Below are 21,452 nucleotides of genomic sequence, written 5' to 3' on the forward strand. Positions count from 1 at the left end.
GCCCTGGCCCTATCGCCGGCAAGCCGGCTCCCACAGAGACAACAAAAGACCTGTGGGAGCCCCGGCTTGCCGGCGATAGGGCCAGGGCAGACAATCTCAAGATCAGACCTTTTCGCACATCCCCGCCAGCACCCTCACCCACTGCGGGTGATCATTCAGGCACGGCACCAGCACCAACTCCTCGCCCCCTGCCTCGATGAACTGTTCCTTGCCCCGGTCGCCAATCTCCTCGAGCGTCTCGATGCAGTCGGCCACGAACGCCGGGCACATCACCAGCAGCTTCTTCACCCCAGCCTTGCCCAGCTCATCCAGGCGTGTCTCGGTATAGGGCTCGATCCACTTGGCCCGCCCCAGGCGCGACTGGAATGACACCGACCACTTGCCATCCGGTATGCCCATCTTCGTCGCAAAGGCCTTGGCCGTCGCCAGGCATTGGCCGCGGTAGCACACCGCGCGCATCTCGGCGCTGGCATCCTTGCAGCAGTCCGCTGCCTGGAAGTCATGTGCGCCGGTGGGGTCGAGCTTCTTCAAGTGGCGCTCGGGCAGGCCATGGAAGCTCAGCAGCAGGTGGTCATGATCCTGCTGCAAGTACGGCCTGGCGCTGGCAGCCAGGGCCTCGATGTAATCGGGGTGATCGTAGAACGGCTGAAGTACCCGCAGTTGCAGCGGCAGCTGTCGCTCGGCAATTGTCTGTTCGGCCTGCGCCACCACGGTAGTCACCGTGCTGTCGGCGAACTGTGGATACAGCGGCGCCAGGGTGACCTTTTGCACACCTTGCGCAGCCAGGCGGGCCAACACGTCCGGCAGCGCCGGCTGGCCATAGCGCATGGCGATTTCCACCGGCCCGTGCGGCCAGTACTCGACCATCGCCGCCTGCAGACGGCGGGTCAGTACCACCAGTGGCGAACCTTCGTCCCACCAGATCGAGGCATAGGCATGGGCCGACTGTTCCGGGCGCTTGATCAGGATCAGCGACACCAGCAGACGCCGCAGCGGCCAGGGCAGGTCGATCACGTAGGGGTCCATCAGGAACTGGTTGAGGTAGCGGCGTACATCGGCCACCGAGGTGGAGGCCGGGGAACCCAGGTTGACCAGCAGCAGGGCATGATCGGTCATGCAGCGTCCTATGTCAGAGGCGACTGGACAAGTTGTCCAGGGCCGATTGCAGATCGTTGAAGCGGAAGGTGAAGCCCGCTGCCAGCAGACGTACCGGGCGCGCCCGCTGGCCGCCTAGCAGCAAGGTCGACAATTCGCCAAGCCCGGCCTTGAGCACCAGCGCGGGCATCGGCATGAACGCCGGCCGGTGCAGGGCCCGCCCCAGGCGTTTGGCGAACTCACGGTTGCGCACCGGCTCTGGTGCGCAGGCATTATAAGGACCGCTGGCGTCCTTGTGCTGCAAGAGAAAATCAATCAACGCGACCTGGTCGTCTATATGGACCCAGGGCATCCACTGGCGGCCATCGCCCAACGGCCCGCCCAGCCCCAGCTTGAACGGCAGCCGCAGGCGCGACAAAAAGCCGCCATCGCTGGCCAGTACCAGCCCGGTGCGCACCAGCACTACCCGCAGGCCAAGGTTTTGTGCACGCAGGGCGGTTTCCTCCCAGGCGATGCACAGTTGACTGGCGAAATCCTCCCGCACGGGTGGCGAGGCCTCGGTCAGTTCACGTTCGCCACCATCGCCATACCAGCCCACGGCAGAGCCGGAAATCAACACCTGCGGGCGTTGCTCCCGGCTCTGCAGCCACGCCAGCAACTGCTCGGTGAGGGTGATGCGACTGGCCCACAGCAGTTGCCGTCGGGCAGCCGACCAGGGCCGGTCGGCAATTGGCGCACCCGCCAGGTTGATCACCGCGTCCACCGGGTCGTCCGCCGCCAGGTCCTGCAACTGCGCGATGCCGCGCACACCGCTGCCACACAAACGTGGCACCTGATCGGGGCGCCGGCTCCACACCGTCAACCGGTGGCCCTGGCCGAGCCAGAACTGGCACAGGTGCTGGCCGATCAAGCCGGTACCGCCTGTCAGCAATATATGCATGGCTGTGTCCTCGCAGAGTGCGGCGATGGTCTATTTTTAACAACAAGGCACTTTTTTAACCAAACGCTCTCGGATAAACATAGGCCAACCTGCTCCATAAGCGGAATAACCTTATACAAGCATTGTGCATTGTACAGGTTTGCCTGACAGCGTAGTCTGCGTACAGCAAGGTTTGAAGAGGCCATCATGACAGTACCTATTGCCATCATCGGTGCCGGTATCGCCGGCCTGTCCGCCGCCCAGGCCCTGCAAAAGGCCGGGCAAGCCGTTCACTTGTTCGACAAAGGCCACGGCAGTGGCGGCCGCATGGCCAGCAAGCGCAGCGAAGCCGGCGCCCTCGACCTGGGTGCACAGTACTTCACCGCCCGCGACCGTCGTTTCGTCGAGCAGGTGCAGCACTGGGTGGAATCGGGCTGGGCCGAACAGTGGAAACCTCAGCTGTACAACTACCGCGCCGGTGAACTCACGCCATCCCCTGACGAGCAGACCCGCTGGGTCGGCGTGCCGCGCATGAGTGCCATCACCCGCGGCCTGCTCAAGGACGTGACGGTGAATTTCGGCTGCCGTATCGCCGAAGTGTTCCGAGGCAAACAGTACTGGCACTTGCAGGACACCGAAGGCTGCAGCCACGGCCCATACAGCCGCGTGGTAATTGCTGTGCCAGCACCGCAGGCCACGCCGCTGCTGGCCGCCACCCCCAAGCTCGCGGCGGTGGCCGCCGGGGTGGTGATGGAACCTACCTGGGCTGTCGCCCTGGCCTTCCAGACCCCGCTGGACACCCCGATGCAAGGCTGCTTCGTGCAGGACGCCGCCCTCGACTGGCTCGCGCGCAACCGCAGCAAGCCCGGCCGCGACGAACACCTCGACACCTGGGTACTGCATGCCACTTCTGCCTGGAGCAAGCAGCACATCGACCTGGCCAAGGAAGAAGTGATCGAACAGTTGTGGGGTGAATTTGCCGAGCTGGTCGGCTGCGTGGTGCCAGCACCAAGCTTCGCCCTCGCCCACCGCTGGCTGTATGCCCGGCCGGCGGTCAACCATGAATGGGGCGCACTCGCCGATGCCGATCAAGGGTTGTATGCCTGCGGCGACTGGTGCTTGTCCGGCCGCGTGGAAGGTGCCTGGCTCAGTGGCCAGGAAGCGGCACGACGGCTGCTGGAGCACCTCGAGTAAACGGCGCAGAAAAGCTGTACATAGAAAAGTACTTGCATAAGTTTTCAGCTGTGCTGGAATAAACTTGTACACGCAATGGTCCATGTACAAGTTTATTCTGGAGATAGCCATGCACGAAGCCGCTGCCACCAAGCCTCGTATCGCCATCAGCGCCTGCCTGACCGGGCACAACGTGCGTTACAACGGCGGGCACAAGGCCTCCGAACTCTGTCGCGAACTGCTGGATGAACATTTCGACTGCCTGCCGATCTGTCCGGAGGTCGCCATCGGTCTGGGTGTGCCGCGCGACCCGATAAGGCTGGTCGGCGATCCCGACCTGCCTGCCGTGGTCGGCACGCGCAACCCAGGCATGGACTTGACCGGCCCACTGCGCAACTACGGCGAGCAGATGGCCCATGAGCTGAATGATATCTGCGGCTATATCTTCATGCAGAAGTCACCTTCCTGTGGTCTGGAACGGGTCAAGGTCTACCAGGACAATGGCCACCCCGCCGCACAAGGTGGCAGGGGTGCCTATGCCGCCGCATTCTGCGCCCTTCGCCCCGACCTGCCGGTGGAAGAAGAAGGCCGCCTGCACGACGCGGTGCTGCGGGAAAACTTCATCAGCCGCGTGTATGCCTATGCCGATTGGCAACGCCAGCTGGGCGAAGGCCTGAGCCGCGGTGCGCTGGTGCGCTTCCACTCGCGCTACAAGTACCTGCTGATGGCCAACAACCCGCAGGCCTACCGCCAGCTCGGCCGAGTGCTCGGCAGCATGAGCCGGGATGTCGACCCGCAGCTGCTCGGCCCGCGCTACTTCAGCCAGCTGATGCAGGCCCTGCGCCGCTGCGCCAGCCGAGGCACCCATGGCAACGTCCTGCAGCACCTCAGTGGCTACTTCAAGGGGGCGTTGACGCAGCAGGACAAAGCCGAGCTGCAGCACATCATCGATCAGTACCAACAAGGTATCGTGCCCTTGGTGGTACCGCTCACCCTGCTCAAGCACTACCTGCGCAAACACCCTGATCCTTATCTGCAGCAGCAGGCCTACCTGCATCCGCACCCCGACAGCCTGGGGCTGCGCAATGCGGTCTGACGAGCTGTTGCTCATCGGCGAGCTGGCGCGCCGCACGGGCGTGAACCCGGTGACGTTGCGTGCCTGGGAAAGGCGCTATGGCCTGTTGAAACCGCAACGTACCGCCAAGGGCCACCGCCTCTACCCTGACGAGCAGGTCGAACGGGTCAAGGCGATACTGACCTGGCTGGAACGCGGCGCATCGATGGGCCAGGTACGCGAGCTGCTCGACAAAGCCATCGACACCGCTCCTCTGGGCGACTGGCAAGCACGGCAGATACAGCTGATCGAAGCCATCGCCGGCCTTTCCCAGCGCGCCCTGGATCAACAATTGAACCAGGCCATGGCCCTGTACCCCGCCATCACCCTCTGCGAACAGCTGCTATTGCCGTTGCTGGAAGCCCTGGCCCTGCGCTGGAGCACCTATTTCAACGCCCAGCTCGAACAAGTGTTTTTCCACACCTGGCTGCGCAGCAAGCTGGGTGCACGGGTCTACCATGACAACCTGCTGCTGCAAGGCCCCGCGGTACTGCTCGTCGAAGAGGACGAGCGCCGCTTCGATCCCACCCTTTGGCTGTGTGCCTGGTTGCTGAGCAGCAACGGCATACCCGTCGAAGTACTGGAGCAGCCGGTCAGTGGCGCAAACCTGCAGCGCGCGACCGCCGCCTTGCGCCCCAGGGCAGTGCTGCTGCACCTTGGCCCGCGCATCGAAACACTGGCGCTGCAGCGCACGCTTCGGGGCATGCCCGGGGTGAAGTTGCTCGGCGGCGCCACGATTTCCCTTCATCAAGCCCAGCTGCAGGCGTTCGATCTTCCCGATCTATTCCTGTTCGATACCCCCCAAGCGGCCCTGCGCCTTCTTCAGCACCATACCGCTGACCTCCCGAGATGACTTCGCCATGCAATTGATCTGGCTGCGCAGCGACCTGCGCATCGACGACAACACCGCCCTCAGCGCCGCCGCCGAGCGCGGCCCGGTCGTGGCCCTGTGGCTGACCAGCCCGGGCCAATGGCAGGCCCATGACGACGCGGCATGCAAAGTGGACTTCTGGCTGCGCAACCTGCGCGACCTGCGCCGGTCGCTGGGCAAGCTCAACATCCCGCTGCTGATTCGCAAGATCGACACATGGGATGAAGCTGCCCCATGCGTGCTCGAGGTATGCCGCAAGCATGCGATCGAAGCGGTGCACTGGAACGACGAGTACGGCGTCAACGAGAACCGGCGCGACCAGGCCACACGGGCGCTGCTGCAGGCGTCCGGGGTCCAGGCCCATGGCTACCTGGACCAGTTGCTGTTACGCCCCGGCACCATCCTGACCCGCAGCGGGGCTTACTTCCAGGTCTTCAGCCAATTCAAGAAAGCTTGCCTGGAGCACCTTCACCGCAGCCTGCCCGCGCTTGCCCAGCGGGTGAAACGGCAGGCGCCACTTGGCATCGACAGCGACCCGATCCCTCAGCATATCGAGGGCTTCGACAAACCACCGCGTGCACTCAGCGAGCATTGGCCGGCCGGTGAGGACGAAGCGCAAGCGCGACTCGAGCGGTTTCTCGACGAAACCGTCGAGGACTACCCGCACCTGCGCGACCTCCCCGCCCGGACCGGCACCAGTCAGCTATCCGCCTACCTGGCAGCCGGCGTGATATCGCCCCGGCAATACCTGCACGCCGCGTTGTCCAACAACCGCGGCGAATTCGACAGCGGCAGCAACGGCATCCAGACCTGGGTCAACGAATTGCTCTGGCGTGAGTTCTACAAGCACATCCTGGAAGGTTATCCACAGGTGTCACGCCATCGGGCCTTCCGCGCCCACACCGAAGCCTTGCCCTGGCGCAATGCACCGCAAGACCTGCAAGCCTGGAAAGAGGGGCGCACCGGTTTTCCGATCATCGACGCAGCCATGCGCCAGCTGCTGCACACCGGCTGGATGCACAATCGCCTGCGCATGATCGTCGCGATGTTTCTCAGCAAGAACCTGCTGATCGACTGGCGCCAGGGCGAACGCCATTTCATGCGTCATCTGATAGACGGTGATCTGGCCGCCAATAACGGCGGCTGGCAGTGGAGCGCATCCACCGGCACCGACGCCGTGCCCTATTTCCGGCTGTTCAACCCGGTTTCGCAATCGCAGCGGTTCGACCCGGAAGGGCGTTTTATCCGCCAGTGGCTACCAGAACTAGGGGTACTCGATAATAAAACTATTCATTACCCCGTGAAGTCTGCGAATCTTTTGTCTATTAATTCCTACAGCAGTCCAATTGTTGATCTCGCAAGTAGTCGTCAACGCGCTATGGAGGCCTTCAAAAGCCTTCCGCGCCGACAGGAGTAGAGAGCATCTTGAATCACTCGCGTCGTTTCTGGGTAACGGGCGCCACCAACGGACTGGGTTTGGCACTCGTGGAAGAGCTTCTTGAACAAGGGCACCGGGTTGCCGCCAGCGGGAAGGACGCCAAGGCACTGCAGGCCCTGGCATCGCGCCACGACAGCAAGCTGTTGCGCCTTCCCTGGCAATTGCATGAAGAAGAGCAGGCGGTCAGTGCCTGCCTGCAGCTATGTCACGCCTGGGGGGCACTGGATGGGCTGATCATCAACGCCGGCACCTGTGACTACCTGGCTGATGATGTGCCGGACGACGAACTGTTCGAAACCATCGTCAGCAGCAACCAGTTGGCTGGCGAACATTGCCTGACCAAGGCCTTGCCATTATTGGCCAAGGGCGACGCTGCGCAGGTCATGGCCATCTTCAATCGCTATTCGGCGCTGCAGCTGTATGCACCGACGCAGGTCACTGCTGGCTGGAACAACATGCCCCAGTGGCTGCGTGAAGAGCGCGACGAATTGGATGAGCGCGGCATCGCGCTGACGGTGGTGGCGCCGCAATCCTTGAAGGTACCGGTGACCGCCGTGCACGCCAGGCCCGAGAACTGGACGCCACAAAGTGCAGCCGCTGAGCTGTTGAAGCGCTTGCCACTGCGAGAACCGGAACTGGTGCTGGAGGTCCTGGACTTGAGCAGCCTGTGGCCGCTGTCACGCTGATACCGGCTGTTGCGCAGGCTTGCCCGCGCAACGCTCGGTACTGAAACGATCAGAGTGCCATGCGGTAATGCAGGGTATAGGTTTCAACCCCATCGTTAGGCTGTGTGATACCCGCATTGGAGTAGTGAATGGCCCGCACGCCAATCTCGTGCCCACCTGCGAAGCGCAAGCCAAAGCCGACCCGGTCCTCGAACTGGAACGCCGAGCCCAGCTCGTTGCTTTCCACCTCGGTGCTCGAGAAAGCTGCAACCCCGATGCCTGCCTCGATATAGGGCTTCACCGACTGGCCGGCAAATTCGTAGACGAAAACCGGTGCGAGCGACAGGCTATGGTTGCTCGCCGTTTCGTCACCCTGCCAATAGGTGTACGCCCCGTCCCAATAGCCAGTCAGCCGGCCGACGCTGGTTTGCCACCAGCTGGCGTCCCAGTTCGATTGCAGCCCCAAGCGGTAGACCATTGTCGAATCGCCGGTCTGCCCCACTGCAAATGACACATCAGCAGCCTGTGACGACGCTGCTTGCCCCAAGATGACCACGGCAAGTGCCGCCAAGCCGAGCCGTTTCTTCATGAGAAACATCCTTCTTCCTTTTTTTGTATTTGCCGTACGTCAGGCAAATCGGTAGAAAGCGGCGGCTTGATAGTTCAGCGGTTTTTCACGTTTTTTTTACAACTGAAAAGGCTGCACGCTGCCTGACTCATGCCACAGCACAGGCAGGACGTTGCTCAAGGATTGTGGATCGGCGCTGCTCCAGAAAGTTGCCTTGCGGGCAGGCCCCTCGGCCAGCAGATCGCGCGCGGCCAGCAGGCGCTGCAGCTGCCGCGCCACGGCAGCGCCGGTGTCGATGATGGCCACATCGGCCGGCAGCATCGTGGCCAGCAGCGGGCGCAGGAACGGGTAATGGGTACAACCGAGAATCAACGTGTCGCACCCTGCAGCCAACAGCGGCTGTACATAGCCAAGCAGCAGCTGACGCAACTGCTCACTGCCCAGATCGCCCGTCTCGATCAGGTCGACCAACCCTGGGCAGGGTTGGGTGACCACCCTCACGTCGCTGGCGAAGCGGTCGAGCAAGGCGGCGAACTTGGCGCTTTGCAAAGTGCCGGTGGTCGCCAGCACGCCCACCACGCCGGAACGAGTGGCGGCGGCAGCAGGCTTGACCGCCGGCTCCATCCCCACCAGCGGCCAATCGGGGTACAGCTCGCGCAGGTCGGCAACCGCCGCAACCGTCGCGGTATTGCACGCCAGGACCATGGCCTTGGCACCTTGTGCCTGGAAGAACTCGGCAATGCGCCGTAGACGCTGGCGAATGTAATCCGGTGATTTTTCGCCATACGGAACATGGCCGCTGTCAGCCACGTACAACAGCGATTCGTTGGGCAGCAACCGCTGGATCTCGGTGAGGACGGACAAGCCGCCGACCCCCGAATCCATCACGCCGACCGGCGCCGAACGCTCAGCCATCGCGCTTGCCGCATACGGCGCAGGCCGGGTCACGCTTGACCCGCAACTCGCGCAAGCGGGTACCGAGAGCATCGATCAGCAACAGACGCCCCACCAGCGGCTCGCCGAAACCGGCCAGCAACTTCATCGCCTCAAGGGCCTGCAAGCTACCCACCAGGCCAACCAGCGGGCCAATCACGCCGGCTTCGCTACAGGTCAGCTCGGCTTCGCTGCCGTGCCCGTACAGGCAGTGGTAACAAGGGCTGTAGTCGCGCCGCGGGTCGAACACTGACAACTGCCCTTCCAGGCGGATCGCCGCGCCGCTGACCAGCGGCTTGCCCATGGCGAAGCAGGCCGCATTGACCGCCTCGCGGGTAGAGAAGTTGTCGGAGCAGTCCAGCACCAGGTCGACTGCCGCCACGGCGGCCGCCAGGGAATCTTCGTCCAGCGCCTGACGGTGAGCGACCAGGTTGATCTCGGGGTTGATCGCCTGCAGGCGCTGCAGGGCCGAATCCACCTTGCTCATGCCAACGCTGTCGCTGTCATGGATCACCTGACGCTGCAGGTTGGTCAGGTCGACGGTATCGAAATCGGCCAGGTGCAGTTCGCCCACGCCTGCCGCGGCAAGGTACAACGCCACCGGCGAGCCGAGGCCGCCCAGGCCTACGATCAATGCCTTGCTGCGCTTGAGCCGCAACTGGCCGTCGATGTCCACTTGCGCCAGCAGGATCTGCCGGCTGTATCGCAACAGTTCCTGATCGCTCAACATGGCAGGCGCCCCAAGGAAATACGTTCATGGCCGCCAAGGTCCTTGCGGCTGGCAACCTCGATGAAACCCTGCACGGTCAGCAGTTCACGCACGGCCAATGCCTGGTCGTAACCATGTTCGAGCAGCAGCCAGCCCCCTGGCAACAGGTGCTGTGGCGCCTGGCTGACGATTGCCCGCAGGTCGTCCAGACCATCGACACCGGCCACCAGCGCACTGCTGGGTTCGAAACGCACATCACCGGCAGCCAGATGCGGATCCTCGGCGGCGATGTAGGGCGGATTGCTCAGAATCAGATCGAAACGCTGGCCGGCCAGGTTGGCGAACCAATGGCTGGCCAGCACCTGGACATTGCCCAGGCCCAGGCGCTGACGGTTGCGCTCGGCCAGCGCCACCGCCTCCTCCACCCGGTCTACCGCCGTGACCTGCCAGGCCGGGCGTTCGCTGGCCAGGGCCAGGGCAATGGCGCCAGTGCCGGTGCCCAGGTCGAGCACTTTCGACGGCGACGCCGGCTGCAGCTCAAGGGCCGCCTCGACCAGCAGCTCGGTGTCCGGGCGCGGAATCAGGGTGTGCGGGGCCACTTCCAGGTCGAGCTTCCAGAAGCCCTGCTGGCCGAGGATGTAGGCGACCGGCTCGCCGGCACGCCGGCGCTGCAGGTAGCCGGCGAAGGTGTCGGCATCCTCGCTGCTGACGATGCGTTCGGGCCAGGTGTGCAGGTAGCTGCGCGACTTGCCGATGGCGGCGGCCAGCAACAGTTCGGCATCCAGGCGCTCGCTGGGCGAGTCCGGCAACTGCGCGTTGCGCAGCAGGCTGGCAATGATGGTCATCAGTCCCCCAGGGCGGCCAGTTGGTCGGCCTGGTATTCGGCCAGCAAGGGTTCGATCACGGCGTCCACGCCACCGGCGAGGATGTCGTCGAGGGAATACAAGGTCAGGTTGATGCGGTGATCGGTAACCCGGCCCTGTGGATAGTTGTAGGTACGAATGCGCTCGGAGCGGTCGCCCGAGCCGACCAGCAGCTTGCGCTCGCTGGCAATGGCGTTCTGGGCTGCGCTGGTCTGCATGTCGTTGAGCTTGGCCGACAGCCAGGACATGGCACGCGCACGGTTCTTGTGCTGCGAACGTTCTTCCTGGCACTCGACCACGATGCCGGTGGGCAAGTGGGTGATGCGGATCGCCGAGTCGGTCTTGTTGACGTGCTGGCCGCCGGCGCCGGAAGCGCGGTAGGTGTCCACGCGCAGGTCGGCCGGGTTGATCTCGATCGCCACTTGCTCGTCGGGCTCGGGCAGTACCGCCACGGTGCATGCCGAAGTGTGGATGCGGCCCTGGGATTCGGTCTCAGGTACACGTTGCACGCGATGCGCGCCGGACTCGAACTTGAGCTTGCCGTACACGCTGTCGCCTTCGACGCGGGCGATGATTTCCTTGTAGCCGCCGTGCTCGCCTTCGTTCTCCGAGAGAATCTCCAGGCGCCAGCCACGCCGCTCGGCGTAGCGCGAATACATGCGGAACAGGTCGCCCGAGAAGATCGCCGCCTCGTCGCCACCGGTGCCGGCGCGGATTTCCAGGAACACGTTGCGACCGTCATTGGGGTCCTTGGGCAGCAGCATGCGCTGCAACTGCGACTCCAGGCCGATCAGTTGCTCCTTGGCTTCGCGCACTTCTTCCACGGCCATTTCACGCAGGTCGGGGTCGGCGTCCTTGAGCAGCGCCTGGGCGCCTTCGAGGTCGTCCTGCACCTTGCGCCAGCCTTGATAGGCGGCGATCACCGGCTCCACTTCGGCGTATTCGCGGGAATAGGCGCGAAAGCGAGTCTGGTCGGATATGACTTCGGCGTCACCGAGCAGCGCGGTGAGTTCCTCGAAGCGGTCCTGGAGCGTGTCCAGTTTGTTCAGCAGCGACGCTTTCATTGCGGGGATTTGTCCGTCGAGCCCTCGTTGAGGGCAAAGAGTTCCTGGGCCATGGCCAGCGCATCGAGGCGGCCCTCGGCCGAGAGCTTTTTCAGTTGCACGCTGGGCGCGTGCAGAAGTTTGTTGGTAAGCCCCCGGGCCAGTTGGGCCAGCACATCCTCGGGGTTGCCGCCGTTGGCCAGCAGACGCTGGGCCTTTTGCAGTTCTTCGTCGCGCAGGCGTTCGCTCTGCTGGCGGTAGGCGCGCAGCACGTCCACTGCCGCCAGCTCGCGCAGTCGCAGCATGAAGTCCTCGGCGCCCACCGAGACCAGTTCCTCGGCAGCCTGGGCCGCGCCCTGGCGGCTCTTGAGGTTTTCCGCGACCACTTCGTGCAGGTCGTCGACGGTGTACAGGTAGACGTCGTCGAGTTCGCCCACTTGCGGCTCGATGTCGCGCGGCACAGCGATATCAACCATGAAGATCGGCTTGTGCCGGCGCTGCTTCAACGCGCTCTCCACGGCGCCCTTGCCGAGGATCGGCAGCTGGCTGGCGGTGGAGCTGATGACGATATCGCTGTTGGCCAGTTCCTGGGGGATGTCGGCCAGCAGCACGGCGTGGGCACCGAACTGCTCGGCGAGGGTGCTGGCGCGCTCAAGGGTCCGGTTGGCCACGACGATACGTCGCACGCCCTGCTCATGCAGGTGGCGGGCGACCAGGGTGATGGTTTCACCGGCACCGATCAGCAACGCCTGGCTGCGGCCCAGGTCGCTGAAGATCTGCTTGGCCAGGCTCACTGCGGCAAAGGCCACCGACACCGGGTTTTCACCGATCGCGGTGTCGGTACGCACCTGCTTGGCGGCGCTGAAGGTGGCCTGGAACAGGCGCCCGAGCAGCGGGCCGACGGTACCGGCCTCACGCGCCACGGCGTAGGCCGACTTCATCTGACCGAGGATCTGTGGCTCGCCGAGCACCAGCGAGTCCAGGCCGGAGGCCACCCGCATCATGTGCCGGACCGCGTCGTGTTCCTCATGGATGTAGGCGCTGGCGCGCAGCTCATCCAGGCTCAGCCGGTGGTATTCGGCCAGCCACTGCAGAACGGCGTCGGCAGACAGGTGGTCCTGCTCTATATAAAGCTCGCTACGGTTGCAGGTGGACAGGATCGCCGCCTCGCGGCTGGCGGTCAGTCGGCAGAGCTGCTGCAGGGCGTCGACCAGCTGCTCTGGAGTAAACGCCACGCGCTCGCGTACGTCTACCGAGGCAGTCTTATGGTTGATACCGAGTGCAAGAAAGGCCATGCAAGGTCGCTGGTTGTGACGGGAAGCCGATAATTGTCCTCTTTCGCAGGTTTTAGAACAACCACCGTTCGCTATCGGAGTGATAGCAGGCTGCGCCCTGCCGGCAGGTGGCCGTGGAGAGGCCTTCGCCCTGACAACAGATGGCCCTGTGGGAGCCTTGGCGCTGACAGCAGATGTCCCTGTGGAAGCCTTGGCGCTGACAGCTGGGTGCCCCTGTGGGAGCCGGCTTGCCGGCGATGCAGGCACCGCGAATGCCTGGCACCGGCTTCGCCGGTGATCGCCGGCAAGCCGGCTCCCACAACCACAAGGGTCGGTTTGATCCATCGAGCAATGTATGCGTCAGTCAGCACTGGGCTGACTGAAGAAGGACGTTTAATAATTAAACAAAGTACAGAAACTTTTCCTACATAAAGTGGGTGTCAACGACATGTTTCGACACATTCACCGGGATTAAATCCGATAACTTGTAGTCCTTTTCCGAAATAACACCCCAACCATTGCATTACCCAGCATCAATGCCTAGCCTTGCCCTTCACTGCCCGGGCCAAGTTCCCGCCAGCATATACAAACCCCTCACACCCAATGATTGCCAAGGAGCGGTAGGCATGGCTTTTGACGCTTATATAAAAATCGACGAAATCCCCGGCGAAGCCCTGGATGAGAAATACAACAAATGGATCGAAGTCACGGGCTATGACTTCGGTGTCAGCCAAAGCACTTCTGCCACTGCAAGTTCTGCCGGTGGAGCGACTTCGGGTCGTACCGCCGTAAGCAACTTCACTTTCACCAAGTTTCTCGACAGTGCCAGTTGCAAACTTATGGAAGCCAGTTGCGCAGGCCAGCACCTCAAGGAAGTCAGGCTCGCGCTGTGCCGCGCGGGGGGTGACAAGCTCAAGTACTACGAGATCGTCCTCGAAGAAGTGATCATTGCCGATTACACCCAAAGCGCCGCCGACGGTGTGCCGATCGAGGTGGTCCAACTCGATTACGGCAGGATCAAGACCACCTATACCCAGCAGCAACGCATCGACGGCAGCGGCGGCGGCAACATCGCCGGCGGCTGGGACCGCATCGGCAACACTAAATACGCGTGAGGGTATGGCCATGTCTCAGGCACGCGCCTATATCAATCCCAGGATGCAGAACTACCACACGCTCAAGGCTGGCCTTGCCCTGACGGGGCATGCTGCCAGCAAGTTCGATGTGCTGAATTCGCATATCTACAACACAGTGGTCAAAAGTGGCGAACTGGTCATCATGGGTGATTGGACCACCCCTTCCTGCACAAGCCACGAGGCCTTTCTCATGTCTAAGGCCGCCATCGCGCACATGGGCTTGATGACTAGCGGCCAGGGTGCTGACCACTTCTTTCTGGATAATTTCGAACTGCTGAAGAGCTTGCTCGCCCACGCCTCAATGGGCGCGGGCGTGGTCAGTGATGGCTGGAGCCGGCATCTGAAGGCTATTCAGGACACCCTGCTGGAAATTGAAAAGCTGCATAAGGAGTACCTTGGCTCCGGCACGCTCAAGGCCCGTGACCAGTTTTATGCAAGGCGTGCTGCGCTGTTCGTGAAGCTGGATGAACAGTTGAGCAAGCTGGCAGCATTCGGGGCTGGTCTGCGGAATAGAGGGTCGATCAAAAGGGCACTGGCGATTTCTACTAAGAGCTACCTGCACACTGGGAAGATTGCAGGGTATGCGGATAAGGTTGCGGGAGTCGCACAGGCAGCCAGACTGGTCAAAAAAGGCACCTTCATCGGCATTGCGCTTGATATCTACGCGTCAGGAATGGAAGTGCATCAAGCATGTACCTCGGGGCGAGCGGATGAATGCAGGCGACCGGCGGGACTGGCGCGCTAGTTTGTGGAGTGGTCGGTGGCGCAATAGGCGGAGTCGCAGGGGGAGAAGCGGGCAGTATGGGCTTCGAGGTAATGGCTGATTACCTTTATGAGAACTTCATCAAATGACCCCAGCGATAGCCGCGATTATTGGATTTCTCATAATCGCACCATTGGCGGTGACCATGTGCGTAGTCACCTACATCGCTTATCGCCATATTGACGAGATCGAAGCATCCTTATCAAATTGCAAAATGGTTCGCGACAACAAATCAGCCTACTCAGAAGCCGGCTTGCTCGGAAAACTTTTGCGTATCGGCATGATTTCTTTCTCCCTAATGGCACCCAAATTATGCGCACGCAGAGGCCTGATCGATTTAAATGACTTTCAAAATATGCCGGCTCGATTAAAGACGCCACTAATCACAACCTGGAATTTACTTCTTGGGCTACTTATTGCGCTAATGTGTTTCCGAGTAACTCTGTACTTTTGGATGAATTGATCGACGATTGATCTTGCAGGCACAGGAGTGCTTGCCTGTTCCAACCTATGTCAGAGCTGCTGACACTGACAAGATCTACGATGTAGGCGGCGTGGCTTTCAGAATCCTTTGTGAAAAAGCAAGGTACCGGGTGTGAAACTAGTGCATCCAATACCTGAGAGGGATAGACGACAAAATTTGGAGACTTTTTGTACGAGGCGCTTGATAAATGACAAGCTCGCCGTGGATGTTCATTTCATTTTTTATGTTGACCTCACTAATGATCAGCCTTGTGGCGCTCATTTACATCGCCTGCCGACATATCGAAACCATTGAGTCTCAGCTAATTAATTGCAAGTTTGTGCAAGGAAACCGTTCGATGTACTCCACTGCAGGAATTCTCGGCAAGATGATGAGACTATGCGGGATCGCCGGGATGCTCTCGACCCCAAATTTTTATATACGCCGAAACTTGGCAGACCCCATTGACATCCAAAGCATTCCACAGAAAACCAAGCACCTGCTTCTGTTTTTCTGGTATTGCCTGATACTCTCCGTTTCATCCCTAATCATATTCGAAGGCTTCACAAGGTATTTTGAGCGAGGTTAACTCAAGAGATAAAGGCGAGGCGAGCGTGCTAAAAATGGAGCTAGCACCCTCGCCCAGACTGCAGAAGAGACAGCCGACATTCAGCGCCTCAATATCTAGTCAGAGCGTATTCGGCCCGACCTTCAAAGCCCGCAGGCTCAGCGCACAGCCTGCTCTCACATATTCGACCTGAGCGGTGACGGCATCCTTGACAATCGCCTCACCCAGATCAGTGAGCTCTTGTTTCTTGATATGTTCAACACTCAGATGCAGCATGTGCATGGCTACATCCATGGCCTTCTGGAACGCCAGCAATGTGGTGTTCGGCCCCAGTTCATCAATGACCTTGTCCCAGCGGCGGTCAGCATCTTCCTGCAGCGTCAGGAATTCACGCATGGAAACCTTGTCGTCGGCATAGATAGCGGCAAGCAGCTCTTCAAGCGATTTCGATATCACAGACATTTCTTGTTCCTTGAGTTTGCCCTCCCTGAAATGCACCTGAAGAACCCATGGACTTCTCAAGGTATATTTCCGAGCGGCTTCGATATTTGAAGCCGTAAACTAACTCAACCACCAAAATCGGCTATCGGAACGTCCCGCACCAGTCGTAGTATCATTCACTTCGTCAAATGGAACTTTTTCAATCGTTTGTTTCAACCGCCCCTTCACCTCACCGCCTCGGCCGATCCCTCAGAACCTCCGCCTCCCGCCATGGTCCGACCCATGCAGCTCTTGCTGTAAACCTCGACCTTCGCAGGTGGGTTTGCCCCCGCGCTTGTGTCATGATGCTCCGACCGCCGGTAAGTCCTTCTAAGCCTTTATATGAACAGACCCTACGCATTGCTGCTTGCCTTCGCCCTGCTCCAGGGCTGCCAGAGCCTGGCCCCGAAAAGTGCCGAGCCTACCGTTGCCGAGGCCGACAAAAGCGAGGCGCAAAAGCCCGTGGCGTATGGGTCGTTCACGCAAGACACGCTGTACAGCCTGCTGGTGGCCGAACTGGCCGGGCAACGCAACCGCTTCGACATCGCGTTGGCCAACTACACCGACCAGGCTGCCAAGACCCAGGACCCAGGCGTGTCCGAGCGCGCCTACCGCATCGCCGAATACCTCGGTGCCGACGAGCCGGCCCTCGACAACGCGCTGGTCTGGGCCCGCAACGACCCGCAGAACCTCGATGCCCAGCGCGCCGCCGCCATCCAGCTGGCACGCGCCGGCCGTTATGACGACTCCATGGACTACATGGAGAAGGTGCTGCAGGGTCACGGCGACACCCACTTCGATTTCCTCGCCCTGTCCGCCGCCGAAACCGACCAGGGCACCCGCGATGGCCTGATGCAGAGTTTCGACCGCCTGCTGGTCAAGCACCCGGACAACAGTCAGCTGATCTTCGGCAAAGCCTTGCTGCTCAATCAGGACGGCAAGGCCGAAGAGGCCCTCGAACTGCTCGAGGAGCACCCGGCCCAGGATGGCGAAATCGCCCCGATCCTGCTCCGCGCACGCCTTCTCCAGGCCCTCGATCGCGGCTCGGAGGCCCTGCCGCTGCTGCGTGGCGCGATCCGCGACAACCCGGATGACAAGCGCCTGCGCCTGACCTACGCGCGCACCCTGGTCGAACAGGACCGTATCGCCGACGCCAAGGGCGAATTCATCAGCCTGGTCCAGCAATACCCCGACGACGATGAACTGCGCTACTCCCTGGCCCTGGTGTGCATGGAGAACAAGGACTGGGACGAAGCCGAAAGCTACCTGCGCGAAATGATCGACCGCGACAGCAATGTCGATGCCGCGCACCTGAACCTGGGCCGCATCGCCGAAGAACGCCACGACCCGGCCGGCGCCCTGCGCGAGTATGCCCTGGTCGGCCCCGGCCCCGATTACCTGCCGGCACAACTGCGCCAGGCCGATATCCTCATCGCCAACGGTCGCGGCGCCGAGGCCTCGCGCCTGCTCGCCGCCGCCCGTGAAGCGCAGCCGGACATCGCCGTCCAGCTGTACCTGATCGAGTCGGAAAGCTACAGCAACAACAACAAGGACGCCCAGGCCAGCCAGGTACTGCAACAGGCGCTCCAGCACTACCCGGACGACCTCAGCCTGCTCTATACCCGCGCCATGCTTGCTGAAAAGCGCGACGACCTGGGGCAGATGGAAAAAGACCTGCGCGCCATCATCGCCCGCGAGCCGGAAAACGCCATGGCCCTGAACGCCCTGGGCTACACCCTGGCCGACCGCACTACCCGCTATACCGAGGCCAAGGCGCTGATCGACAAGGCCTACCAACTGACCCCGGACGACCCGGCGATCCTCGACAGCCTGGGCTGGGTCGCCTATCGCCTGGGCAACCTCGATGAAGCCGAGCGCTACCTGCGCCAGGCACTGGAGCGCTTCCCCGACCATGAAGTGGCCGCCCACCTGGGTGAAGTCCTCTGGGCCAACGGCAAGCGCCGCGAAGCACGCCAGGTCTGGGCCAAGGCCTTCGAAACCCAGCCCGACAGCCCTATCCTGCGCAAGACCGTCTTGCGCCTGACCGGATCCGAGACCCTTTAACGCCATGTTCTTGCGCCATTGCATCACCTTCACCCTGATTGCCCTGCTCGCCGGTTGCGCCGGCTTCGGTAGCCGCGAAGCCCTGCAGGGCCAAGGCGACCCCCAGCAGTGGCGCGCCCACAAGGAACAGCTGAGCAACCTCGATGGCTGGCAGATCAACGGCAAGGTCGGCATCCGCGCCCCGCGCGACTCCGGCAGCGGCACGCTGTTCTGGCTGCAGCGCCAGGACTACTACGACATCCGCCTGGCCGGCCCCCTGGGCCGCGGCGCCGCGCGCCTGACCGGGCGCCCTGGCGGCGTGGTGCTGGAAGTGGCCAACCAGGGCCGTTACCAGGCAGACAGCCCCGAAGCCTTGCTGGAAGAGCAGCTTGGCTGGCAACTGCCGGTCTCGCACCTGGTCTGGTGGGTGCGCGGTCTGCCCGCCCCCGACAGCAAGAGCAAGCTGACCCTGGACAGTGACAGCCGCCTGGCGTCCCTCGATCAGGATGGCTGGCAGGTGCAGTATCTGAGCTACACCGAGCAGAACGGCTACTGGCTGCCCGAGCGCCTGAAGCTGCACGGCAAGGACCTGGACGTGACCCTCGTGGTCAAGGACTGGCAGCCACGCCAGCTGGGCCACTGACCGATGCGCAAACTCACCCTGCCCGCCCCTGCCAAGCTCAACCTCTGGCTGCACATCATCGGCCGCCGCCCCGACGGCTACCACGAGCTGGAAACCGTGTTCCAGTTCCTCGACCACGGCGACGAACTGACTTTCGCCTTGCGTGAAGACGGCGTGATCCGCCTGCACACCGACATCGAAGCAGTGCCCCACGACAGCAACCTGATCGTGCGCGCCGCGCGCAAATTGCAGGAGCAGTCCGGCACCCACCGTGGCGCCGACATCTGGCTGCACAAGGTGCTGCCCATGGGCGGCGGTATCGGTGGCGGCAGCTCGGATGCCGCGACCACCCTGCTGGCGCTGGCGCACCTGTGGCATCTGGACTGGAACGAAGACCGCCTGGCCGCCCTGGGCCTGACCCTGGGCGCCGACGTGCCGGTGTTCGTGCGTGGCCACGCGGCGTTCGCCCAAGGGGTGGGCGAGCAACTGACCCCGGTCGAGCCGCAAGAGCCCTGGTATGTCGTGCTGGTGCCGCAAGTGTCTGTCAGCACTGTAGAAATTTTTTCACATCCACAGTTGACACGTGATTCCCTCCCCCTTAAGATGCGCCCCGTTCCCGAGGGAAACAGTCGAAATGACTGTCAACCGGTGGTAGAGCAGAGTTACCCAGAAGTTCGCAATGCGTTGAATTCATTGGGTAAATTCACAAAGGCTCGACTGACCGGGACTGGAAGTTGCGTGTTTGGGGCCTTCCCAAGCAAAGCCGAAGCTGATAAAGTTCTGGCCCTTCTTTCAGAGACCCAAACAGGGTTTGTGGCGAAAGGAAGCAATGTTTCGATGTTGCATCGTGAGTTGCAAAGTCTGATCAAGAAGTCGAGTGCCTAGCGCTCGCAGCAACAGATACAGGGGCGTCGCCAAGCGGTAAGGCAGCAGGTTTTGATCCTGCCATGCGTTGGTTCGAATCCAGCCGCCCCTGCCATTTTCCTTATACTCATCCAGGTATACCCTCAGCCTTCAGGTACTGCGCGTGTCCAAGATGATGGTCTTTACGGGGAACGCTAACCCCGATCTGGCTCGGCGTGTCGTACGTCAGCTGCATATTCCACTGGGTGATGTTTCTGTCGGTAAGTTCTCCGACGGCGAAATCAGTGCTGAGATCAATGAAAACGTTCGTGGTAAGGACGTGTTCATCATCCAGCCAACCTGTGCCCCTACCAACGACAATCTGATGGAACTGGTCGTGATGGCTGATGCCTTCCGCCGCTCCTCTGCGTCGCGAATCACCGCCGTGATTCCTTACTTCGGATACGCCCGCCAGGACCGCCGTCCGCGTTCGGCACGTGTAGCCATCAGCGCCAAAGTCGTCGCTGACATGCTCACTGTCGTGGGTATCGACCGTGTTCTCACCGTCGACCTGCACGCTGACCAGATCCAGGGTTTCTTCGATATCCCCGTCGACAACATCTACGGCTCGCCCGTACTGGTCGACGACATCGAAGACCAGCGTTTCGAGAACCTGATGATCGTCTCCCCGGACATCGGTGGTGTCGTGCGCGCACGTGCCGTCGCCAAGTCCCTGGGTGTCGACCTGGGTATCATCGACAAACGCCGCGAAAAGGCCAATCACTCCGAAGTGATGCACATCATCGGTGATGTCGAAGGGCGCACTTGCATCCTGGTAGACGATATGGTCGATACCGCCGGTACCCTGTGCCACGCGGCCAAGGCCCTGAAAGAACACGGCGCTGCCAAGGTTTACGCCTACTGCACGCACCCTGTCCTGTCGGGCCGCGCGATCGAGAACATCGAGAAGTCGGTACTGGACGAGCTGGTGGTGACCAACACCGTTCCGCTGTCCGCCGCTGCTCAAGCCTGTGACCGTATCCGCCAGCTGGATATCGCACCGGTTGTCGCTGAAGCGGTACGCCGCATCAGCAATGAAGAATCGATCAGCGCGATGTTCCGCTAAGCGGAACACGTGTTGATGTGAAGCGCCCCGCCCCAGCATTCGTTGGGGCGGGGCTTTTTTGCCATCCCCGTTGGCGCTGGTCGCAAACGCCCTCGGGAGGCTATTTTGGAGAAACAAAATGACTGATTTCACTCTGAACGCCCAAGCGCGTACTGACCTGGGGAAAGGTGCGAGCCGCCGCCTGCGTCACTCCGCCAACATCCCAGCCGTTGTTTACGGTGGCGATAAAGAAGCTCAATCCCTGACCATCGTGGCCAAGGAAATCGCCAAGCTGTTCGAAAACGAAGCTGCCTTCAGCCACGTTATCGAACTGAACGTCGACGGCGCCAAGCAGAACGTCGTGGTCAAGGCCATGCAGCGCCACCCGGCCAAAGGCTTCATCATGCACGCCGACTTCGTTCGTGTCGTTGCTGGCCAGAAGCTGACCGCCAAGGTTCCGGTTCACTTCGTCGGCGAAGAAGCCCCGATCAAGAAAGGCGGCGAGATCTCGCACGTTGTTTCCGAGATCGAAGTTTCCTGCGAAGCCAAAGACCTGCCTGAGTTCATCGAAGTCGACCTGGCCAATGCTGAAATCGGCGCCATCATCCACCTGTCGGACCTGAAAGCTCCGAAAGGCGTAGAGTTCGTTGCTCTGGCCCACGGTGATGACAAAGCTGTTGCCAACGTTCACGCCCCGCGCGTTGCTCCAGAAGCTGAAGCAGGCGCCGCTGAGTAATCCACTCGCGCGCCGGTGTTGATCGGGT

General features: G+C 61.7%; 19 protein-coding genes, 1 tRNA gene and 2 pseudogenes. 13 read left to right on the plus strand and 9 right to left on the minus strand.

Going from position 1 to position 21,452, the window contains the following annotated elements; all coding sequences use genetic code 11:
• Positions 1 to 102: 102 nt before the first annotated feature.
• Together hemH and PPL01S_RS03645 are read right to left on the minus strand one after the other, a co-directional pair.
• On the minus strand, positions 103 to 1,116 hold the full coding sequence (gene hemH / locus PPL01S_RS03640) for a ferrochelatase (RefSeq protein ID WP_016392100.1): 1,014 nt from the start codon (positions 1,114 to 1,116) through the stop codon (positions 103 to 105).
• A 13-nt stretch (positions 1,117 to 1,129) separates the two neighbouring features.
• A complete protein-coding gene (locus tag PPL01S_RS03645) occupies positions 1,130 to 2,035 on the minus strand; it encodes a TIGR01777 family oxidoreductase (RefSeq protein ID WP_028625299.1) in 906 nt (301 codons plus the stop codon).
• Positions 2,036 to 2,221: 186 nt separating this feature from the next.
• Here PPL01S_RS03645 and PPL01S_RS03650 point away from each other — a divergent pair, with 186 nt between their 5' ends.
• From PPL01S_RS03650 to PPL01S_RS03670, 5 genes and pseudogenes are all read left to right on the plus strand, one after another.
• On the plus strand, positions 2,222 to 3,208 hold the full coding sequence (locus tag PPL01S_RS03650) for an NAD(P)/FAD-dependent oxidoreductase (protein WP_016392102.1): 987 nt from the start codon (positions 2,222 to 2,224) through the stop codon (positions 3,206 to 3,208).
• Positions 3,209 to 3,317: 109 nt separating this feature from the next.
• On the plus strand, positions 3,318 to 4,283 hold the full coding sequence (locus PPL01S_RS03655) for a YbgA family protein (protein ID WP_028625298.1): 966 nt from the start codon (positions 3,318 to 3,320) through the stop codon (positions 4,281 to 4,283).
• A pseudogene (locus tag PPL01S_RS03660) lies at positions 4,273 to 5,171 on the plus strand (MerR family transcriptional regulator). The gene PPL01S_RS03655 and the pseudogene PPL01S_RS03660 overlap by 11 nt, the downstream one beginning before the upstream one ends.
• The gene (phrB, locus tag PPL01S_RS03665) at positions 5,162 to 6,589 is read left to right on the plus strand and encodes a deoxyribodipyrimidine photo-lyase (protein WP_028625297.1); all 1,428 of its coding nucleotides are present in this window, start codon (positions 5,162 to 5,164) and stop codon (positions 6,587 to 6,589) included. The pseudogene PPL01S_RS03660 and the gene phrB overlap by 10 nt, the downstream one beginning before the upstream one ends.
• An 8-nt stretch (positions 6,590 to 6,597) precedes the next feature.
• On the plus strand, positions 6,598 to 7,296 hold the full coding sequence (locus PPL01S_RS03670; protein WP_028625296.1) for an SDR family oxidoreductase: 699 nt from the start codon (positions 6,598 to 6,600) through the stop codon (positions 7,294 to 7,296).
• Between the two features lie 49 nt (positions 7,297 to 7,345).
• On the opposite strand, the gene PPL01S_RS03675 is transcribed toward PPL01S_RS03670, so the two are convergent.
• The 6 genes from PPL01S_RS03675 to hemA form a co-directional block, all read right to left on the minus strand.
• On the minus strand, positions 7,346 to 7,864 hold the full coding sequence (locus tag PPL01S_RS03675; RefSeq protein ID WP_028625295.1) for an acyloxyacyl hydrolase: 519 nt from the start codon (positions 7,862 to 7,864) through the stop codon (positions 7,346 to 7,348).
• Between the two features lie 96 nt (positions 7,865 to 7,960).
• Complete coding sequence (gene murI / locus PPL01S_RS03680; RefSeq protein ID WP_028625294.1) at positions 7,961 to 8,758, minus strand: glutamate racemase; 798 nt, start codon at positions 8,756 to 8,758, stop codon at positions 7,961 to 7,963.
• The gene (locus PPL01S_RS03685; protein ID WP_016392109.1) at positions 8,751 to 9,506 is read right to left on the minus strand and encodes a molybdopterin-synthase adenylyltransferase MoeB; all 756 of its coding nucleotides are present in this window, start codon (positions 9,504 to 9,506) and stop codon (positions 8,751 to 8,753) included. Before PPL01S_RS03685 ends, murI begins: the two co-directional genes overlap by 8 nt.
• The gene (gene prmC, locus PPL01S_RS03690) at positions 9,500 to 10,330 is read right to left on the minus strand and encodes a peptide chain release factor N(5)-glutamine methyltransferase (protein ID WP_016392110.1); all 831 of its coding nucleotides are present in this window, start codon (positions 10,328 to 10,330) and stop codon (positions 9,500 to 9,502) included. The genes PPL01S_RS03685 and prmC overlap by 7 nt, the downstream gene beginning before the upstream one ends.
• Positions 10,330 to 11,412: a peptide chain release factor 1 gene (prfA, locus tag PPL01S_RS03695; protein ID WP_016392111.1), complete on the minus strand. Its 1,083-nt coding sequence runs from the start codon at positions 11,410 to 11,412 to the stop codon at positions 10,330 to 10,332. Before prfA ends, prmC begins: the two co-directional genes overlap by 1 nt.
• Positions 11,409 to 12,686, minus strand: a complete 1,278-nt coding sequence (gene hemA / locus PPL01S_RS03700) for a glutamyl-tRNA reductase (RefSeq protein ID WP_028625293.1) — start codon at positions 12,684 to 12,686, stop codon at positions 11,409 to 11,411. Before hemA ends, prfA begins: the two co-directional genes overlap by 4 nt.
• A gap of 605 nt (positions 12,687 to 13,291) precedes the next feature.
• Here hemA and PPL01S_RS03705 point away from each other — a divergent pair.
• On the plus strand, positions 13,292 to 13,780 hold the full coding sequence (locus tag PPL01S_RS03705) for an Hcp family type VI secretion system effector (protein ID WP_016391671.1): 489 nt from the start codon (positions 13,292 to 13,294) through the stop codon (positions 13,778 to 13,780).
• Between the two features lie 10 nt (positions 13,781 to 13,790).
• Positions 13,791 to 14,653 (plus strand): annotated as a pseudogene (locus PPL01S_RS03710) (hypothetical protein).
• A 1,062-nt stretch (positions 14,654 to 15,715) separates the two neighbouring features.
• On the opposite strand, the gene PPL01S_RS03720 reads toward PPL01S_RS03710, so the two are convergent.
• Positions 15,716 to 16,057: a hypothetical protein gene (locus PPL01S_RS03720; protein ID WP_016391674.1), complete on the minus strand. Its 342-nt coding sequence runs from the start codon at positions 16,055 to 16,057 to the stop codon at positions 15,716 to 15,718.
• Positions 16,058 to 16,417: 360 nt separating this feature from the next.
• On the opposite strand from PPL01S_RS03720, the gene PPL01S_RS03725 reads away from it, so the two are divergent.
• The 6 genes from PPL01S_RS03725 (at position 16,418) to PPL01S_RS03750 (ending at position 21,424) form a co-directional block, all read left to right on the plus strand.
• Entirely contained in the window at positions 16,418 to 18,139 is a 1,722-nt protein-coding gene (locus tag PPL01S_RS03725) for a tetratricopeptide repeat protein (protein WP_016391675.1), read from the plus strand.
• Positions 18,140 to 18,143: 4 nt separating this feature from the next.
• The gene (lolB, locus tag PPL01S_RS03730) at positions 18,144 to 18,761 is read left to right on the plus strand and encodes a lipoprotein insertase outer membrane protein LolB (RefSeq protein ID WP_016391676.1); all 618 of its coding nucleotides are present in this window, start codon (positions 18,144 to 18,146) and stop codon (positions 18,759 to 18,761) included.
• Positions 18,762 to 18,764: 3 nt separating this feature from the next.
• The gene (gene ispE / locus PPL01S_RS03735; protein WP_016391677.1) at positions 18,765 to 19,625 is read left to right on the plus strand and encodes a 4-(cytidine 5'-diphospho)-2-C-methyl-D-erythritol kinase; all 861 of its coding nucleotides are present in this window, start codon (positions 18,765 to 18,767) and stop codon (positions 19,623 to 19,625) included.
• Between the two features lie 19 nt (positions 19,626 to 19,644).
• A tRNA-Gln gene (locus PPL01S_RS03740) sits at positions 19,645 to 19,719 on the plus strand.
• A gap of 48 nt (positions 19,720 to 19,767) precedes the next feature.
• Entirely contained in the window at positions 19,768 to 20,709 is a 942-nt protein-coding gene (locus PPL01S_RS03745) for a ribose-phosphate pyrophosphokinase (protein ID WP_016391678.1), read from the plus strand.
• A 118-nt stretch (positions 20,710 to 20,827) separates the two neighbouring features.
• Positions 20,828 to 21,424 (plus strand): 50S ribosomal protein L25/general stress protein Ctc, encoded by a 597-nt coding sequence (locus tag PPL01S_RS03750; RefSeq protein WP_016391679.1) that lies wholly within the window; start codon positions 20,828 to 20,830, stop codon positions 21,422 to 21,424.
• Positions 21,425 to 21,452: the final 28 nt, after the last annotated feature.

The organism is Pseudomonas plecoglossicida NBRC 103162 = DSM 15088 (genome assembly GCF_000730665.1).
GTDB lineage: Bacteria > Pseudomonadota > Gammaproteobacteria > Pseudomonadales > Pseudomonadaceae > Aquipseudomonas > Aquipseudomonas plecoglossicida.

What these genes read in the sequence shown, in the direction of transcription:
- PPL01S_RS03650 (WP_016392102.1), top strand. Translation starts at nt 2,222, where the DNA reads ATGACAGTACCTATTGCCATCATCGGTGCCGGTATCGCCGGCCTGTCC.
- PPL01S_RS03655 (WP_028625298.1), top strand. Translation starts at nt 3,318, where the DNA reads ATGCACGAAGCCGCTGCCACCAAGCCTCGTATCGCCATCAGCGCCTGC.
- phrB (WP_028625297.1), top strand. Translation starts at nt 5,162, where the DNA reads ATGCAATTGATCTGGCTGCGCAGCGACCTGCGCATCGACGACAACACC.
- PPL01S_RS03705 (WP_016391671.1), top strand. Translation starts at nt 13,292, where the DNA reads ATGGCTTTTGACGCTTATATAAAAATCGACGAAATCCCCGGCGAAGCC.
- murI (WP_028625294.1), bottom strand. Translation starts at nt 8,758, where the DNA reads ATGGCTGAGCGTTCGGCGCCGGTCGGCGTGATGGATTCGGGGGTCGGC.
- prfA (WP_016392111.1), bottom strand. Translation starts at nt 11,412, where the DNA reads ATGAAAGCGTCGCTGCTGAACAAACTGGACACGCTCCAGGACCGCTTC.
- ispE (WP_016391677.1), top strand. Translation starts at nt 18,765, where the DNA reads ATGCGCAAACTCACCCTGCCCGCCCCTGCCAAGCTCAACCTCTGGCTG.
- PPL01S_RS03675 (WP_028625295.1), bottom strand. Translation starts at nt 7,864, where the DNA reads ATGAAGAAACGGCTCGGCTTGGCGGCACTTGCCGTGGTCATCTTGGGG.
- PPL01S_RS03645 (WP_028625299.1), bottom strand. Translation starts at nt 2,035, where the DNA reads ATGCATATATTGCTGACAGGCGGTACCGGCTTGATCGGCCAGCACCTG.
- prmC (WP_016392110.1), bottom strand. Translation starts at nt 10,330, where the DNA reads ATGACCATCATTGCCAGCCTGCTGCGCAACGCGCAGTTGCCGGACTCG.
- PPL01S_RS03750 (WP_016391679.1), top strand. Translation starts at nt 20,828, where the DNA reads ATGACTGATTTCACTCTGAACGCCCAAGCGCGTACTGACCTGGGGAAA.
- PPL01S_RS03685 (WP_016392109.1), bottom strand. Translation starts at nt 9,506, where the DNA reads ATGTTGAGCGATCAGGAACTGTTGCGATACAGCCGGCAGATCCTGCTG.
- hemA (WP_028625293.1), bottom strand. Translation starts at nt 12,686, where the DNA reads ATGGCCTTTCTTGCACTCGGTATCAACCATAAGACTGCCTCGGTAGAC.
- PPL01S_RS03720 (WP_016391674.1), bottom strand. Translation starts at nt 16,057, where the DNA reads ATGTCTGTGATATCGAAATCGCTTGAAGAGCTGCTTGCCGCTATCTAT.
- hemH (WP_016392100.1), bottom strand. Translation starts at nt 1,116, where the DNA reads ATGACCGATCATGCCCTGCTGCTGGTCAACCTGGGTTCCCCGGCCTCC.
- lolB (WP_016391676.1), top strand. Translation starts at nt 18,144, where the DNA reads ATGTTCTTGCGCCATTGCATCACCTTCACCCTGATTGCCCTGCTCGCC.
- PPL01S_RS03725 (WP_016391675.1), top strand. Translation starts at nt 16,418, where the DNA reads ATGAACAGACCCTACGCATTGCTGCTTGCCTTCGCCCTGCTCCAGGGC.